Origin of the sequence: Ectothiorhodospira lacustris, assembly GCF_022227785.1 — a bacterium.
GTDB lineage: Bacteria > Pseudomonadota > Gammaproteobacteria > Ectothiorhodospirales > Ectothiorhodospiraceae > Ectothiorhodospira > Ectothiorhodospira lacustris.
In genome coordinates this window covers 1-16,307 of the sequence record NZ_JAJNQM010000026.1, presented here as the reverse complement: position 1 = coordinate 16,307, position 16,307 = coordinate 1, and the positions used below count along the sequence as shown (strand labels likewise).

Annotated in this window: 17 protein-coding genes; 14 read left to right on the top strand and 3 right to left on the bottom strand. The window is 63.1% G+C overall.

The window, feature by feature from the left end:
- Positions 1–8: 8 nt before the first annotated feature.
- Positions 9–1,643, bottom strand: coding sequence for an L-aspartate oxidase (nadB, locus tag LQ952_RS06915; RefSeq protein WP_238621924.1), 1,635 nt, complete (start codon positions 1,641–1,643; stop codon positions 9–11).
- Between the two features lie 299 nt (positions 1,644–1,942).
- On the opposite strand from nadB, the gene rpoE reads away from it, so the two are divergent.
- The 6 genes from rpoE to LQ952_RS06885 all read left to right on the top strand — a co-directional run bounded on the left by rpoE (position 1,943) and on the right by LQ952_RS06885 (position 6,399).
- The gene (gene rpoE / locus LQ952_RS06910; RefSeq protein ID WP_238621923.1) at positions 1,943–2,518 is read left to right on the top strand and encodes an RNA polymerase sigma factor RpoE; all 576 of its coding nucleotides are present in this window, start codon (positions 1,943–1,945) and stop codon (positions 2,516–2,518) included.
- Between the two features lie 26 nt (positions 2,519–2,544).
- On the top strand, positions 2,545–3,177 hold the full coding sequence (locus tag LQ952_RS06905) for a sigma-E factor negative regulatory protein (protein ID WP_238621922.1): 633 nt from the start codon (positions 2,545–2,547) through the stop codon (positions 3,175–3,177).
- Complete coding sequence (locus tag LQ952_RS06900) at positions 3,170–4,180, top strand: MucB/RseB C-terminal domain-containing protein (protein ID WP_238621921.1); 1,011 nt, start codon at positions 3,170–3,172, stop codon at positions 4,178–4,180. The genes LQ952_RS06905 and LQ952_RS06900 overlap by 8 nt, the downstream gene beginning before the upstream one ends.
- Positions 4,177–4,653: a SoxR reducing system RseC family protein gene (locus LQ952_RS06895; protein ID WP_238621920.1), complete on the top strand. Its 477-nt coding sequence runs from the start codon at positions 4,177–4,179 to the stop codon at positions 4,651–4,653. Before LQ952_RS06900 ends, LQ952_RS06895 begins: the two co-directional genes overlap by 4 nt.
- Before the next feature lie 61 nt (positions 4,654–4,714).
- A complete protein-coding gene (locus LQ952_RS06890) occupies positions 4,715–6,160 on the top strand; it encodes a DegQ family serine endoprotease (protein WP_238621919.1) in 1,446 nt (481 codons plus the stop codon).
- Entirely contained in the window at positions 6,157–6,399 is a 243-nt protein-coding gene (locus LQ952_RS06885; protein ID WP_238621918.1) for a glutaredoxin family protein, read from the top strand. Before LQ952_RS06890 ends, LQ952_RS06885 begins: the two co-directional genes overlap by 4 nt.
- Before the next feature lie 6 nt (positions 6,400–6,405).
- On the opposite strand, the gene LQ952_RS06880 is transcribed toward LQ952_RS06885, so the two are convergent.
- The gene (locus tag LQ952_RS06880; RefSeq protein WP_238621917.1) at positions 6,406–6,912 is read right to left on the bottom strand and encodes a hypothetical protein; all 507 of its coding nucleotides are present in this window, start codon (positions 6,910–6,912) and stop codon (positions 6,406–6,408) included.
- 197 nt (positions 6,913–7,109) lie between these two features.
- Here LQ952_RS06880 and lepA point away from each other — a divergent pair, with 197 nt between their 5' ends.
- The 8 genes from lepA (at position 7,110) to acpS (ending at position 13,923) form a co-directional block, all read left to right on the top strand.
- A complete protein-coding gene (gene lepA / locus LQ952_RS06875) occupies positions 7,110–8,933 on the top strand; it encodes a translation elongation factor 4 (protein WP_238621916.1) in 1,824 nt (607 codons plus the stop codon).
- A gap of 56 nt (positions 8,934–8,989) precedes the next feature.
- Positions 8,990–9,781, top strand: coding sequence for a signal peptidase I (gene lepB, locus LQ952_RS06870; RefSeq protein WP_238621915.1), 792 nt, complete (start codon positions 8,990–8,992; stop codon positions 9,779–9,781).
- 340 nt (positions 9,782–10,121) lie between these two features.
- A complete protein-coding gene (locus tag LQ952_RS06865) occupies positions 10,122–10,493 on the top strand; it encodes a DUF4845 domain-containing protein (RefSeq protein ID WP_238621914.1) in 372 nt (123 codons plus the stop codon).
- Between the two features lie 3 nt (positions 10,494–10,496).
- On the top strand, positions 10,497–11,186 hold the full coding sequence (gene rnc / locus LQ952_RS06860) for a ribonuclease III (RefSeq protein ID WP_238621913.1): 690 nt from the start codon (positions 10,497–10,499) through the stop codon (positions 11,184–11,186).
- 13 nt (positions 11,187–11,199) lie between these two features.
- Positions 11,200–12,108, top strand: a complete 909-nt coding sequence (era, locus tag LQ952_RS06855; RefSeq protein ID WP_430733395.1) for a GTPase Era — start codon at positions 11,200–11,202, stop codon at positions 12,106–12,108.
- Positions 12,105–12,806, top strand: a complete 702-nt coding sequence (gene recO / locus LQ952_RS06850) for a DNA repair protein RecO (RefSeq protein ID WP_238621911.1) — start codon at positions 12,105–12,107, stop codon at positions 12,804–12,806. The genes era and recO overlap by 4 nt, the downstream gene beginning before the upstream one ends.
- Positions 12,803–13,552 (top strand): pyridoxine 5'-phosphate synthase, encoded by a 750-nt coding sequence (locus LQ952_RS06845; RefSeq protein ID WP_238621910.1) that lies wholly within the window; start codon positions 12,803–12,805, stop codon positions 13,550–13,552. The genes recO and LQ952_RS06845 overlap by 4 nt, the downstream gene beginning before the upstream one ends.
- The gene (gene acpS, locus LQ952_RS06840) at positions 13,543–13,923 is read left to right on the top strand and encodes a holo-ACP synthase (RefSeq protein ID WP_238621909.1); all 381 of its coding nucleotides are present in this window, start codon (positions 13,543–13,545) and stop codon (positions 13,921–13,923) included. Before LQ952_RS06845 ends, acpS begins: the two co-directional genes overlap by 10 nt.
- Here the strand turns inward: acpS and LQ952_RS06835 are convergent.
- On the bottom strand, positions 13,910–16,307 hold a 2,398-nt coding region (locus LQ952_RS06835), incomplete at its 5' end, for a response regulator (protein ID WP_238621908.1). The two genes, acpS and LQ952_RS06835, sit on opposite strands and share 14 nt — an antisense overlap.

Sequence of the window (16,307 nt, the reverse complement as noted above, 5' to 3'; positions counted from 1 at the left end):
CTCCTGATTCAGGCAGTGGAATCCGATGGACCGAGCACGGTGGGCTTGCCGGCCAGGGCCGGGTCGGTCTGCGGGTAGTCCAGGGTGTAGTGCAGGCCACGGCTTTCCCGGCGGCTCTGGGCACTGTGGATGATGATCTCCGCCACCAGCGCCAGGTTGCGCAGCTCGATCAGGTCATTGGTGACGCGGAAGTTGCTGTAGTACTCATGGATTTCACCCTGCAGCAGTCCGATGCGTCGCTGTGCCCGCTGCAGTCGCTTGCTGGAACGGACGATGCCCACGTAGTCCCACATGAAACGGCGCAGCTCCTCCCAGTTATGGGCTACCACCACTTCTTCGTCCGAATCGGTGACCCGGCTCTCGTCCCAGGCCGGGATCCGGTCCACCGGTACCGGTGCCGGACGCTGCCGGCCCATGTCCTGGGCGGCGGAGCGGGCAAATACCAGGCATTCCAGCAGGGAGTTGCTGGCCATGCGGTTGGCGCCGTGCAGGCCCGTGCAGGCCACTTCACCGATGGCATAGAGTCCAGCCAGATCGGTGCGGGCCGCCAGATCGGTCATCACCCCGCCGCAGGTATAGTGGGCGGCGGGCACCACCGGCAGGGGGTCCCGGGTCATGTCGAAGCCATATTCCAGGCAGCGTTCATGGATGTTGGGGAAGTGGGACTTGATGAAGTCCGCCGGCTGGTGGGAGATGTCCAGATAGACGCAGTCCGCGCCCAGGCGTTTCATTTCATGGTCGATGGCCCGGGCGACGATATCCCGCGGGGCCAACTCCCCCCGGGGGTCGAAGCGTTCCATGAAGGGGGTGCCGTCGGGCAGCAACAGCCTGCCGCCTTCGCCCCTGACCGCCTCGGAGATGAGGAAGGACTTGGCTTTAGGGTGGAACAGGCAGGTGGGATGAAACTGCATGAATTCCATGTTGGCCACCCGGCAGCCGGCCCGCCAGGCCATGGCGATGCCGTCACCGGTGGAGCCGTCCGGGTTGCTGCTGTAGAGATAGACCTTGCTGGCACCGCCGCTGGCCAGGACCACGAAGGGGGCGGCAAAGATCTCCACCTGGTGTGACCTGAGGTTGAGCACATAAGCGCCCAGGCAGCGTCGTGGGCCTTCCAGGCCGAGCTTGTGACTGGTAAGCAGGTCTACCGCGATATGGTGTTCGAACAGCGTAATGTTGGGATGGCGCCGGACCTGTTCCACCAGGGTGTTTTCGATGGCCTTGCCGGTGGCGTCGGCGGCGTGGACCACGCGGCGGTGGCTGTGGCCGCCCTCCCGGGTCAGGTGCAGCTGTACCCTGCCGTCATCTCCGGGTTCCCGGGTGAAGGGGACGCCCAGATCCAGCAGCCACTGGATGCTCTCCGGCCCGTGCTCCACGGTATGACGCACGGCGGCTTCGTCGCACAGGTCGGCGCCGGCATCAAGGGTGTCGCGGACATGGGCCTCCAGGGAGTCATGGCGGTCCAGCACCGCAGAGACGCCGCCTTGGGCATAGTAGGTGCTGCCCTCACTGAGGGGGCCTTTGCTCAGCACCGCCACGCGCTGCTCCGCCGCCAAGTGCAGGGCCAGGCTCAGGCCGGCGGCGCCACTGCCGATGATGAGGACGTCCATGGATTTGCGGACCCCCGCCTGGGGCGAATCTTGCATTGATGGTTTCTCCGGAAAAGCCTCAGCCCGGGAGGGGACGGTCGGATGGGTTTTGGTAAGAAAAGCCGGTGTCCGAGTGGGGGGCTCGCTTGAGGCGATGTCTCGATCTGAGTTATTTTGTCACGGTTTTTTGCAGTGTTACACGCACCGGGCAGACTGACAAATTGACCTGTGCCATGAATTCCCGGGAATGTCGGGAGCATGGTGTAGTTTGGGCGTCATTTGCAAGAACTTAACGAGGGTTTTCATGTCCATCGCAGTTAGGGTACAGGACGTGCCCTCAGAGGGGGAGTGCCCGAATGGGCAATAAAGTAACCGACGAGGAACTGGTCAAACGTGTTCAAGCCGGAGACAAGAAGGCCTTCGATGTGCTGGTGCAGAAATACCAGCACAAGATCGTCAACCTGGTCTCTCGCTATGTGCACGAGCCTGCCACGGCACTCGATGTCGCCCAGGAGGCCTTCATCAAGGCCTATCGGGGCATGGCCAACTTCAGGGGCGAAAGCGCCTTTTATACCTGGCTGTACCGGATCGCCATCAATACGGCCAAGAACCATCTGGTCTCTCAGAGCCGCCGGACGCCCGATGTGGAGGTGGATGCCCAGGATGCGGAACAGATGGTGGGAGAATCCGCCCTCAAGGAATATGCAACCCCGGAAGGGGAATTGCTGTCCGAGGAAATACGCTTGGCCGTGCAGAGCGCCATCAGCACGTTGCCGGATGACTTGAGGACGGCCATCACCCTGCGTGAACTGGAGGGGATGAGCTACGAGGAGATTGCGCAGACCATGGGATGCCCCATCGGTACAGTGCGCTCCAGGATTTTCAGGGCGCGGGAGGCGATCGATCGCGTCTTGCGGCCATTGCTTGATTAAATGTGCTTTCAAGAGCGAGACGTATCATGACAACCACGAAAGAGGAACGACTCTCTGCGCTGGTGGACGACGAGGCCGAGGCCTTTGAATCCCGCCGGTTGCTGGATGAGCTTGCAAAGAACCCGGAGGATCTTGCCCGCTGGGGTCGCTATCATCTGATCGGCGACGTCATGCGGGGTAATCTGGATCGCACTGCGCCTCCCGACTTTTCCGCACGCATCATGGCCGCTGTGGCCGAGGAACCGCAGCCGGCAGCCTATGTCTCCCGGACCTTGCAGGGGCGCCTGCTCAAGCCGGTGGCCGGCATGGGCATGGCTGCCGCGGTGGCCGTGGCGGTCCTGGTGGGTCTGCAGAACTTCACCGGCGATCCCGCCGACCCGGCCATGGAGCCCGTCCTGGCGGGTTCCGAACCGACCATCCGTGCGGCCCAGTGGGATGCCGGCCAGCGCAATGCCCTGCAATCCATGCTGGATCCTGATCTGCGGGCGGCCCAGGTGCAGCACTCGCCGCTGGAGTATGGCGGGCAGCAGATCCTGCGCATCGACATGGGTGACGCCCGTTTCAGCAGCTATCTGATCAATCATGCGGAGTCGGCGGTGGGACGGGGGCCGGTACCGCCTTATGCCCGTACGGTCGGGCACGGCTTCATGGGTGACTGAGTCCATGTTGCGGCGCCTGCACCTGATGTGTCTGGTGGCGGCGCTGCTGGCCACCGCGACGGCGGCCGCCTCGGAGCAGGCGGCCCACGCGCTGTTGGAGAAGATGGCCCGGGCCGTGGACGAACTCAACTACGAGGGAACCTTCGTCTTTGCCCACGACCAGCGCATGGAAACCATGCAGATCATCCATGCCCGGGACGAGCGTGGTTCCCGGGAACGACTGGTAGCGTTGACCGGTTATCCTCGTGAGATCATCAAGGACGCGGACAGTATCATCTGTGTTCGCCCCGATGATCTGGACCCTGCCCTGTGTCTGGACCCGGGCAAGAGTTTGTTGGGCCTGCCCGGGGTGCTTCCCATCCGCCAGGGGCTCGATGGTCTGAGCGAGAGCTACCGCCTGCGTCTGGGGGACCGGCAGCGGGTTGCCGGCCTGCCTTGCCGGGAATTGGCCATCCTGCCGCAGGACCATCTCCGCTATGGGCGGCAGTTGTGTATCCACGAGCCCACCGGAATGCTCTTGCAGTCACGGCTGTTGAGCCGGGAAGGGCGCATCTTCGAGCAATTCATGTTCACCCGGATCGAGTTTCCCGCCCGGGTGGCCGATGATCGCCTGCGGCCCCGCATGCAGGGGAAAGGGGTGACTGCGCGGCCCATGGAGACGCCCCCTGCCGAGACCCATTTCATGGAGCCGGATCCCCGCTGGCACGTGGGCGAGATGCCCCCGGGCTTCCGCGTTACCGGCGTGAGCAAGCGGCTCATGGCGGCCGGCCCCCATCCGGTGCAGCACATGATCCTGACCGACGGTCTGGCGACGGTGTCCATCTTCGTGACGCGCACGGATCGCTCGGAAGAGCGCCTGCGCGGCGTGACCCGTTCCGGCGCCCTGCATGCCGCGGTCCTACCCTGGAAAGAGTATCAGGTGACGGTCCTTGGAGAAGTGCCCGAAGCCACCGTGCGGCTGATTGCCGAATCGGTATTTCATGATGGGGAGGATGGTCGGTGATCGAAGAGAATGCTCGCGTGATTGCGGTAGATGAGGCCGGGTTTGCCTGGGTGGAGACCCAGCGCAAGACCGCCTGTGGAAGCTGTTCCGTCCAGCAGGGCTGCGGCACCAGCGTGATCGCCAAGCTGTTCGGTCAGCGGCGCAGCCAGGTGAGGGTCATCGATCCTGTCGGGGTCAGCCTCGGTGATGAGGTGATCGTCGGGCTGGAGGAATCGGCCCTGGTGCGCGGTTCGCTGGCGGTCTATATCCTGCCCCTGCTGTTCATGCTGGTGTTTGCCGCCTTGGGGCAGTGGCTGTGGTCCGGCCAGAGTGAACTGCCGGTGGTGGCGGCCGGTTTGCTGGGTTTGCTGGCGGGGCTGGCTGCCGTCGGCTGGTTTACCCGGCGCATCCGCAGGGATCCCCGCTATCAGCCGGTGGTGGTTCGCCGTCTCGGGCCACCGGCCATCCGGATCCATGGTGTGCTTGCTCCTTGAGCCCATCTCCATTTTCCGCGACCGGCGTATGGAAGCGGTCCCTCACATTCGCGAGTTCGATATGAAGACAACAAGCCAACGTCTGCGTGCCTTTTTGCTGATCCTGCTTGTGTCCCTGTGCACGGTCGCAAACCCCATTCACGCCCGCGGGCTTCCCGAGTTCGTGCCCCTGGTGGAGGCCAACAGTGCGGCGGTGGTCAATATCAGTACCTCGCGGGCCGTGGAGCTGCCCAGAGGTCATCCTCCGCTGCAGTTGCCCGAAGGCCTGCCGGAGGATGGCCCCTTCGGCGATCTGCTGCGCCGATTCTTCGGCGAACGGGGCGGGAGTACACCGCTGCCACGGGGCCTTGACAGCACCTCGCTGGGGTCGGGATTCATCATCTCGGCGGACGGTTACGTGGTCACCAATCACCATGTCATCCAGGGCGCGGATGAGATCGAGGTGCGACTCAGTGACCGGCGCACCTTCATCGCCGAGTTGATCGGTTCCGATCCTCGTACCGATGTGGCGGTCCTGCGCATCCAGGCCCAGGACTTGCCGACCCTGACCCTGGGCGACTCCGAGCGTTTGCGGGTGGGTGAGTGGGTGCTGGCCATCGGTTCGCCCTTTGGTTTTGATCACTCGGTGACGGCGGGGATCGTCAGCGCCAAGGGGCGTAACCTGCCCAGTGAAAGCTATGTCCCCTTCATCCAGACCGACGTGGCCATCAACCCGGGCAACTCCGGCGGTCCGCTGTTCAACATGGACGGGGAGGTGGTGGGTATCAACTCCCAGATCTACAGCCGGACCGGTGGCTTCATGGGGCTGTCCTTCGCCATTCCCATCGAAGTGGCCCTGGACGTGGTCAATCAGCTGCGGGACAAGGGTTATGTGAGTCGTGGCTGGTTGGGGGTGATTATTCAGGAAGTGACGCGGGAGCTGGCGGATTCCTTCGCCATGGAGCGTCCCACCGGGGCGCTGGTGGCGCGCGTGCTGCCCGACAGTCCGGCCCAGGCTGCGGGACTGCGTACCGGCGATGTGATCCTCAGCTTCAATGGCGTCGAGGTCCCCCGGTCCTCAGCGCTGCCTCCCATTGTCGGGCGGGCGCCCATCGACGGACCGGCCCAGGTGGAGATCCTGCGTGACGGCAAGCCCATGACCGTTGAGGTGGTGATCGGCGAGCTGCCGTCGGAAGAGGATCTGGCCCGGTCCGGGACCCCGCCCCCGGTTCCGGAACAGCCCGGGTTCAAGCCGTTCGGCATGCATCTGGAGGACGTGCCTGATGAACTGCGTGAGCGTCTGGAACTGGCCGAAGGGGGCGTGCTGGTCACCGAGATCGAGTCCGGGCCGGCCCAGCGTGCCGGTATCCGCCGGGGCGATGTGGTGTTGATGATCAACAGCCACGCCATCCAGTCCCTGGAGCAGATGCGGGAAGTCGTGGAGGCATTGCCCCCGGGGCGCTCCGCCCGGGTGTTGGTACAGCGTGCCCAGGGGCCTATCTGGCTACCGCTGGATGTGCCGGAATGAGGCCGGAAGTCATCCTCTATCATCGGGAAGGCTGTCATCTGTGCGAGCGCATGTCCTTAGAATTGCGCTCGCTGCAGGATGAGCTGGGGTTTGACATCCGTGAAGTGGATATTGATGCAGACACGGCGTTGAAACAGCGTTTCAACGCCAAGATCCCCGTCCTCGCCGTCGGCGAGGAGATCCTGTGCTGTCACTTCCTGGACGAGCAGGGACTGAGGCTGGAGCTGGCGGGGGACTGAGCCGTTTCAGTAAGGCCAGTAGATCAGCTTGTAAGTCCCGATGGCGCCCACCAGGGCCAGGGCGATGAACCCCATCACCGCCATGCGCTCGGCCCTGTTCCGATGCACGATACGAAAGCCCGGTTCCAGGTGGTAGCGTAGGGCGAAGACCCCTACGTACCCCAGGATGCCTGCGGAGGGCACGAAGAAGATCCCCATCAGGACCGACCACGCCACGAACGGGAAGGGGTACTGGGCCAGGGTGAAGAGGATGCTGATCACCAGGGCGATCAGACCTGGGAGGATGGCACCGATCAGCGGGTGTTTCCAGGTCGGGTCCGGGCGCCGTGACTGGGCTTGCGCCTCGAGCTCGGCCGCGAATACGGCGGTGGCCTCTTCCAGATAGGCCGACCGGGCCGCGTCCGCATCCTGATCCGCCATCAGCAGGCACCGTTGCCAGAGGATGTCGTCGCGGTCTTGTGCAAACGCCCGCAGGGCGAGTTCACGGGCCTGAGCATGGTGCTGTGCTGTCATGAAGGTCTCCATTGATTCCGTGAGTGCCGGGTTTACCGCATGTGGCGCTGCAAGGCAATGGTTGCGGCGATCCGGTACGGTCCTTGCTGTTACTGCCCCGGCCGAGCCTGTACAATGCGCAGTCCAATCTTGATCAACCCGGTGGATACATGGCGGGACCCTGTGCGTCAGCGTTCCCCATATTCCGAGCAGGCCCCATGAGTAGTCAATCCAGCGATTGCAAGATCAGCAGAATCAGAAACTTCTCCATCATCGCCCACATCGACCACGGCAAGTCCACCCTGGCAGACCGTTTCATCCAGGTCTGCGGCGGGCTTGAGGACCGGGAGATGTCCGAGCAGGTGCTCGACTCCATGGATCTGGAGAAGGAGCGCGGCATCACCATCAAGGCCCACAGTGTGTCCCTGATGTACACCGCCCGGGATGGGCAGGAGTATCAGCTCAACTTCATCGATACTCCTGGGCACGTGGACTTTTCCTATGAGGTGTCAAGGTCCCTGTCCGCCTGTGAGGGCGCCCTGCTGGTGGTGGATGCCTCCCAGGGCGTGGAGGCGCAGAGCGTGGCCAACTGCTATACGGCCATCGACCAGGGTCTGGAAGTGGTCCCGGTGCTCAACAAGATCGATCTGCCCGCCGCGGAACCGGAGCGGGTGGCCCACGAGATCGAGGAGATCATCGGCATCGAGGCCCGGGACGCGGTGCACGTCAGCGCCAAGACCGGCGTCGGCGTACCTGATCTGCTGGAGGCCCTGGTGGCCCGCATCCCGCCCCCTCAGGGTGATCCGGATGCCCCCCTGCAGGCCCTGATCATCGACTCCTGGTTCGACAACTATCTGGGCGTGGTGGCCCTGGTGCGGGTGATGCAGGGCACCCTTCGGCCCAAGCAGAAGATCGTTGCCATGTCCACCGGTCGCGCCCACCTGGTGGATCAGGTGGGGGTCTTCACCCCCAAGCCCACCCCGCGGGAGGCCCTGGGTGTGGGACAGGTGGGCTTTGTTATCGCCACCATCAAGGACATCACCGGCGCCAAGGTGGGGGATACCCTCACCGGTGCCGACCGTCCCGCCGACAAGCCGCTGCCGGGCTTCAAAGAGGTCCAGCCGCGGGTGTTCGCCGGTATCTTTCCGGTCAGCGCCGATGACTACAACAACCTGCGGGAGGCCCTGGATAAGCTGAAGCTCAATGATGCCTCCCTGCAGTACGAGCCGGAGACCTCACAGGCCCTGGGGTTCGGTTTCCGCTGCGGTTTCCTGGGCATGCTGCACATGGAGATCATCCAGGAGCGCCTGGAGCGGGAATACGACCTGGACCTGATCACCACCGCGCCCACGGTGATCTACCAGGTGGAGACCACCGCCGGCGAGGTGTTGTCCATCCATAATCCGGCGGAACTGCCGCCGGTGAATACCGTTGCGGAGATCCGCGAACCCATCATCAATGCCAGTATCCTGGTGCCCCAGGACTACGTGGGGGCGGTGATCACCCTGTGCATCGAGAAGCGCGGGGTGCAGACCCGCATGCAGTATGTAGGTAATCAGATCTCCTTGGGCTATGACATGCCCATGTCGGAAGTGGTGCTGGATTTCTTCGATCGTCTGAAGTCGGTAAGCCGGGGCTATGCCTCTTTTGACTACGTGCTGACCCGTTTCCAGGCGGCCCCGCTGGTGAAGCTGGACGTGCTCATCAACGGCGACCGGGTGGACGCCCTCTCGCTGATCACCCACCGTGATCAGGCCCAGTACCGGGGCCGGGATCTCACCGAACGCATGGCGCAACTGATTCCCCGGCAGATGTTCGAAGTGGCGATTCAGGCCGCCATCGGTTCCAAGGTCATCGCCCGTTCCACGGTCAAGGCCCTGCGCAAGAACGTGACCGCCAAGTGTTACGGTGGTGATGCCAGCCGCAAGCGCAAGCTGTTGGAAAAGCAGAAGGCAGGCAAGAAGCGCATGAAGCAGATAGGACGTGTGGAAGTGCCTCAGGAGGCCTTCCTGGCGGTGCTCCAGGTGGATCAGAAAAACTGATCAGTGAATGGGATTAAGCTTGAGCAAAGGATTCGGGTGCCGACAGGGGAGGGCACATGACGTTTGATCTGGAATTGATTCTGGTCCTGGGAACACTGGTGACCGGCCTGATCTGGCTGGCCGATCTGGTCTGGTGGCGCAAGGCCCGCAGGGCCCGGGGCGTCGGCGAGGCGATGGTGCCGGCCGAGCCCTGGTATGTGGACTATGCCCGTTCCTTCTTTCCCGTGTTGCTGATCGTGCTGGTGCTGCGCGCCTTCGTGGCCGAGCCCTTCCGCATTCCGTCCGGCTCCATGATGCCCACCCTGCTGGTGGGAGACTTCATCCTGGTGAGCAAGTATAGCTACGGTATCCGTCTGCCGGTGCTGCGGACCCGCGTCATCGATACGGGCCTGCCGGCGCGGGGGGATGTGGCGGTGTTCCGGTATCCCGAGAACCCGCGGGAAGACTACATCAAGCGGATCGTGGGTCTGCCCGGCGACAAGGTGGCATTTTACGGCAAGCAGCTCTATATCAATGATGTGCCGGTTGAGCAGGTCTTCAGCGAACGCTACGAGGGCAGTGGCTCCGGCGCCGTGATGACCGGCGCCCATCTCATGCAAGAGCGAATCAACGGGGTGTCCCATCAGGTCCTGTTGTGGCCGGAGCGGCCTTCGGTGGAAGGTGAGATCACTGTTCCCGCCGGGCATTACTTCACCCTGGGCGATAACCGGGACAACAGCAATGACAGCCGTTTCTGGGGCTTCGTGCCCGAGGCGAACCTGGTGGGCAAGGCGCTGTTCATCTGGATGCATTGGGATCATGGTGCCAGGGAAATGGATTTCAGTCGCCTGGGTACCCGCATTCGCTAGGGATGTCCTGAACCCGTCGTTCCCGCGAAGGCGGGAATCCATGGGGTGATGGTCGTGTTTTGCCTCGATCATCGTCATTCCCGCGAAGGCGGGAATCCAGTCGCGGACTGGGGATTTTGGCTCCCGCTTTCGCGGGAGTGACGGAATAGGGGCGGGAGTGATGGAATAGGGAAGTGATGGAACAGGGAAGTGACGAAATAAAGATTGGTGAGTGACGAAGGACGGTGAGTGGCTGCGGTCGACTTGTCCAGTGTTACCCTTGGTGGTGATTTACGCAGGCAGTTCCAATCAAGCTAATCTGATGGCACTACATTATAGATACCTTCAACGGGGGCTCATCATGAATCGCATGAACAGACAGTCGGGGATCGGTCTGATCGGTTTTCTGGTCATCGTTGGTCTGCTGGTGGTCATCGGGACCGTGGGGCTGCGGCTCTTTCCGGTCTATACCCAGTACATGACGGTGATTTCGGTGATGAAGGACGTCTCTGCGGAGTCCGGTGCCGCCGGCAAGAACATCCGCGTGCTCTGGGGTGAGATGGATCGCCGCTTCCAGATCAATGGCGTGACCCATGTCACCCGTGATGATGTGACCATCGTCGAGCAGGGCGGTGTACGCAGCCTGCGGGTCAGCTATGAGGTACGCACGCCCATGATCGCCAACGTGGATGCCGTGGTCGGTTTTGATCGCAGCTTCACCCTGTCGGAGTAGGGCATGGCGGCAAAGGGGTTGGAGGCACTACTGCCGGCATCACTGCAGGGTTCGGATTTGCTCCGGCAGGCGCTGACCCACCGCAGCGCCGGCCAGTGTCACAACGAGCGTCTGGAGTATCTGGGCGACAGTGCCCTGAACTTCATCGTTGCAGCGCATCTTTTTGCACTGCGTCCGCAGGCCCCCGAAGGCGAATTGAGCCGACTGCGGGCCGCGTTGGTGAACCAGGACAGCCTGGCGCAGATCGCCCGTGACCAGGGTATGGGCACCCTGCTCAGTCTGGGGGACGGGGAGCGAAAGAGCGGCGGCCACCGGCGGGATTCCATCCTGGCGGATGCGCTGGAAGCCGTCATCGGTGCCGTTTACCTGTCCACGGACTTTGTCACCACCCGTGATTTTGTGGTGCGTCTGTACGCCCGCCGGTTTGCGACCCTGCCCAGTGCTGAGTCCCTCAAGGACCCCAAGACCCGGCTGCAGGAATGGTTGCAGCGCAAGAATCTGGATATCCCCAGCTACCAAGTGCTGGAAGTCACCGGCAAGCCCCATGATCAGCATTTCAAGGCGGCCTGCCATATCAAGTCCCGCAACATCTCGGTAATCGGGGAAGGCAGTAGCCGTCGCCGGGCCGAGCAGGCCGCTGCGGTCAAGGCCTTCGAGGCACTGACCCATACCGAGGAACAGCAGTTTGGTTGAAGAATCCGAAACCATGGCAGCGGACGAGACGCCCTCCCGCTGCGGTTATGTGGCCATTGTTGGTCGCCCCAATGTGGGCAAGTCCACCCTGCTCAATCAACTGGTGGGAGAGAAGATCGCGGCGGCCAGCCGCAAGCCTCAGACCACCCGGCACCGCATTCGCGGCATGGTCACCCGGGGTGCGGATCAGCTGGTGCTGGTGGACACCCCCGGGGTGGACCCGTCCACGCCGAAACTGTTGGGCAAGGTGCTCAACCGGACCGCCCGTGCCACCCTGGACGATGTAGATGCAGTGGTGTTCGTGATCGAAGCCGGTCGCTGGGAGCCCGGGGACGAGCAGCTGGCCGGCTGGTTGGCCGGCAGCCGTCGCCCCGTGGTGCTGGTGATCAACAAGGTGGACAGGCTCAAGGACAAGGACACCTTGCTGCCGTTCATCGACCAGGTGCGCGGCAAGCTGGATTTCCATGATGTCGTACCCCTGTCCGCCCTGCGCGGGGTGAACGTGAACCCGCTGGTGGATACCCTCATCGCGCTGCTGCCGGAAGGGCCGCATCTATTCCCTGACGATGAGATCACCGATCGTAGCCAACGTTTCCGGGTCTCGGAAGTGATCCGCGAGCAGTTGCTGGAGCGCCTGGGTCAGGAAGTTCCCTACGCCACCTCGGTGGATGTGGAAACCTGGGAAGACACCGGCACCGCGATTCATATCGGGGCGGTGATCTGGGTGGAACGGGACAGCCAGAAGTCCATCGTCGTCGGCAAGGGCGGCCGCATGATCAAGGCCGTGGGCACCGGTGCCAGGCATGAACTGGAGGACTTGCTCCAGCGCAAGGTGATGCTCAAGCTTTGGGTGAAACTGCGAGAGGGCTGGCAGGGCGATATCGACGGCATCCGCCGCATGGGGATCGATGTGGAGCCGTGACGACAACCGGCACCCTCGCCTACGTGCTGCATGCGCGCCCGTACCGGGAGACCAGCCTGCTGCTGGAACTGCTGACGGCCGCGGAGGGGCGGATGGGGGCGGTCCTGCGCGGCGTGCGCGAACGCGGCCGCCGGCCGCCTCTGTTTGTGCCCCTGGAAGCGGCCTGGCGCGGCCGCGGTGAACTCCCCACCCTCACGCGCTGGGAAGATCTGGGCGGCGTGTCCCTGGCTGGCAACCGCGCGGTCTGCGGCCTGTATGTCAATGAGTTGGCGGTGAAGCTGTTGCCCCGGCGGATTCCGCAACCGGAGTTTCTGGCCGCCTACGCGCGGACCCTGTCCGACCTGAGTGATCCGGCCCAGGCCCTGGAACCGGTGCTGCGGCGTTATGAGCTGGCGCTGCTCAAGTTGCTGGGGGAAGGGCTGGAGTTCGTGGCAGCCGAGGCCCTGGAACCGCAGCAACTCTACCGGGTCGATCCCCGGTCGGGAGTGCGGCGGGCCAATCCCCACGACACCCCGGCGTCTCCCCAGACCATCCAGGGGGAGGCCCTGGCGGCCCTGCTCACGGATCGGCTGGATACGGTGGCCCATCGCCGCCAGGCCAAGCGCCTGCTGCGCGGGCTGCTGGATTATCATCTGGATGGAAAACCCATCATGTCACGTCAACTCTTCGCCCGCGGGCGATCGGATGCTTCACCATGACTTCAGTCCTTCCCCACCTGCGCCTGGGCGTCAACATCGATCACATCGCCACCATCCGCCAGCAGCGTCACACCGTCTATCCTGATCTGGCCGAGGCGGTGCGCCTGATTGAGGCCGCCGGCGCCGATATCATCACCCTGCATCTGCGCGAGGATCGGCGTCATATCCAGGATGCGGATGTCTACGGTTTGCACTCCGTGATCAAGACCGCCATGAACCTGGAAATGGCTTCCACCGCGGAGATGCATGCCATTGCCCTGGAGATCCGTCCCCGGGCCTGCTGTCTGGTGCCTGAACGTCGGCAGGAACTTACCACGGAGGGCGGACTCGATGTGCTGACCCACGAAGCACGTCTGCGGGACTACTGCGCGGGCTTGATCGAGGCGGGCATTGAGGTATCACTGTTCGTGGAGCCGGATCCGGCCCATCTGGATGCGGCAAGACGCATCGGTGCCCCGGTGGTGGAACTGCATACCGGGGCCTATGCGTCGGAGGCCGATCCGGCAAGACGGGAAGCACTGCTTGACCGGATCCGCCAGGCAGCCGCCCATGGGCGGGATATCGGTCTGACGGTCAATGCCGGGCACGGTCTTGACTACCACAATGTGGGGGCCGTTGCTGCCATTCCGCAGCTCCATGAACTCAATATCGGTCATGCCATCATCGCTCAGGCCCTGTTCTGCGGCATCCGCGAGGCGGTGGCGCAGATGCGGGCCGCCATGGACGCGGGACGGACATGCAGCTGATCGGTATCGGCACCGACATCACCAGCATCGTGCGTATCACGTCCATGCTGGAACGCCATGGTGACCGCTTTGCGCGGCGTATCCTGCACCCTCGGGAATATGCCGGTTTTGAAGGCTCGGCCCATCCCGCCGCCTATCTGGCGCGGCGGTTCGCCGCCAAAGAGGCTGCCTCAAAGGCCCTGGGGGTGGGAATTGGGGCCCACATGCGCTTTGAGGATGCCTGCGTGGATCATGACGAGCGGGGGCGTCCTCTGTTGGTCCTGTCCGGACCTGCAGCACTCACCGCGGAACGGCTCGGGGTTCGGGATATCCAGATCAGCCTGTCCGACGAGCGGGAGTACGCCTTGGCGTTCGTGGTTATGGCGGGCTGAGGATCTCTTCTTCCAGCGAGAGCAGATCCTCCACCTCCTTGAGCAGTGACAGCCGGAGCCTGGGGATGGCGGTTTCCTGTCCGTCGCGCAGGGCGCTTTCCAGAGCGCTGGCCGCGGTTTCCAGTCTGGGCGTGGCACAGTAACGGGAAGCCCCTTTGAGCTGATGGGCCAGCTTGAGCAGCACCTGCCGTTTGAGGCCGCTGTCGCCGAGCTGACGGCGTGCCCGCTTCAGATCCCTGAACAGCAGGGTCGCCAGTTCATTGGCCAGTTCGGCGGAGCCACCGGCCATGCGCAAGGCGCGTTCCGGATCATGGAGTTTTTCCTCACTGTCGGGTGGAGGCAGTGTTTGACGCGCCTGCAGATCACGGGGGAATCGGGTCAGGCAGTTGATGACATCGTCCTGGGAGGCCGGTTTCGCCAGTATGTGGTCAAAGCCGTTGGCCATGAGGCTCTTGTGTACTGATTGCCGGGCATCGGCGGTGACCACAATGATTCTGGCGCCGGGATCTTCCCGGCGAATTTCCTTGAGCGCCGTGACCCCGTCCATCACCGGCATATGCATGTCCATCAGGATCAGGTCATGATGGTCCGCCCGATAACGATAGAGGGCTTGCTCCCCGTTCTCGGCTTCATCCACCTGAGCGCCGCAATTGGTGACGAACTCACACAGCAGCCGCCGGTTGGTGGCATTGTCATCGGCCACCAGCACGCGAAGTCCGGAGAGTTGCTCATTCTGCGGTTTGGCAGGCGCGGTTTCCGCGGGTTCGGGATCAAGTCCTGCCCGCAAGCGCCGTTTCAGGTGGCCGTGGAGCATGTCCAGGCTGAGGTAGGGCGGGATCAACAGGACGCCCTGGCGCCTGAGCTGCTGGAGCTGGGGCTCTGGAATGGTGCCGAATGCCGTCATGATCACCCGCCTGGCCACATGCTGGTGCCGCAGGAGGGTTTCGATCAATTCCTGGTAGGGTTGGCGAAGCCAGATCAGACCGATGGTGCCCCGCCGGCTTTCCAGCCCTTTGAGAAAGGCGGTGCCCCGCAGCACGTTCTCGGACGTCACACCCAGCGTTTCCAGGCAGCTCTCGGCAATGAAGCGTACTTCGGCATCATCAATGAGCAGGATGATCCGCTCCGGGCCGTGATCGGCCACGACCTCGGGGTGCTGGACCGGCCCGGAGATGATCGGGAGGTGCAGATGAAAGATGCAGCCCTCGCCCGGCTCGCTCTCCACCACCAACTCCCCCTTGAGAATACTCACCAGGCCGCGGGCAATGCTCAAGCCCAGACCGGAGCCTACCTGCAGGGCATTCTCTTCCCGACGGATCTGATAGAACGGCTCGAAAATCTGTCCCAGGTACTCATTCTCGATGCCCGGCCCGAAATCCTCCACCGACAGTGACAGGACTCCCGGCTCATCCGGATGGGGGCCGACGCGCAGGATGACATGGCTGTTGCTGGTGAACTTGACGGCGTTGGTGAGTACGTTGGTCAGCAGTTGCTTGATGCGCAACGGGTCACTGTTGATCCAGCCCGGGGTGGCCGGATGCATGAGCAGTGTGATGTCTACATTCTGCCTTCCTGAACCCTTGCGACAGAGGCCGATGACCTCCTGCACCATTTGCCTGAGATCAAAACGGGTGTGGTGGATGGCCACGGTACCCGCCTCGATGCGGGAGATGTCCAGCAGGTCGTTGACCAGTTTCAGGCTGTCCCGGCTGGCATCTTCGATAATATTGACCCAGTGGCGTTCCTGTTCATCCAGATTGCCGTGCTGGCACAACAGCTCGGAATAACCCTTGATGGCACTCAGGGGCGTACGCAGTTCATGGCTGATGCTGGCCAGGAACTGGGTCTTGCGCCGGTTGATGAGTTCTGCATCTTCCTGGGCCTGAACGAGGGCCTGATTCTTCTCGTCAATGAGCGCCAGTTTGTCTTGCAGGCTGACAGTGGCGGCATTGATGCGCTCAATCATCAGCTGGTGGGAGCGTTCGATGCTCTCCGCCATGTTGTTGACGCCCCTTTGCAGTACCCCGATCTCACCGCCCACCCGGGCGCGGCTCCGGGACGCCAGATCACCCCGCTGAATCCTGGCGACGGTGGCGGCCACCTTTTCCAGTGGACGCGACAGTGACAGGCTCCAGTGGGGAATGATGATCAATATGCCGATCACCACCGCAGCGATCAGTGCGATGCTCTGCAGCATCCACTGGAACTGCTGGATGCTGGTGGGCAGGTTGCTCAGGCTGATCTGTACGCTGCCGATCAGGCGGGGGTCCTGGGCCTGCGAAGTTTCTCCCTCCGGCAACGGCAGATCCTGCAGGTCCAGCGCGCTCAGCAGGATATTTTGATGGAAAAGGCTGGTTTTTTCCGGGAACAGGCGGGTCGCCATG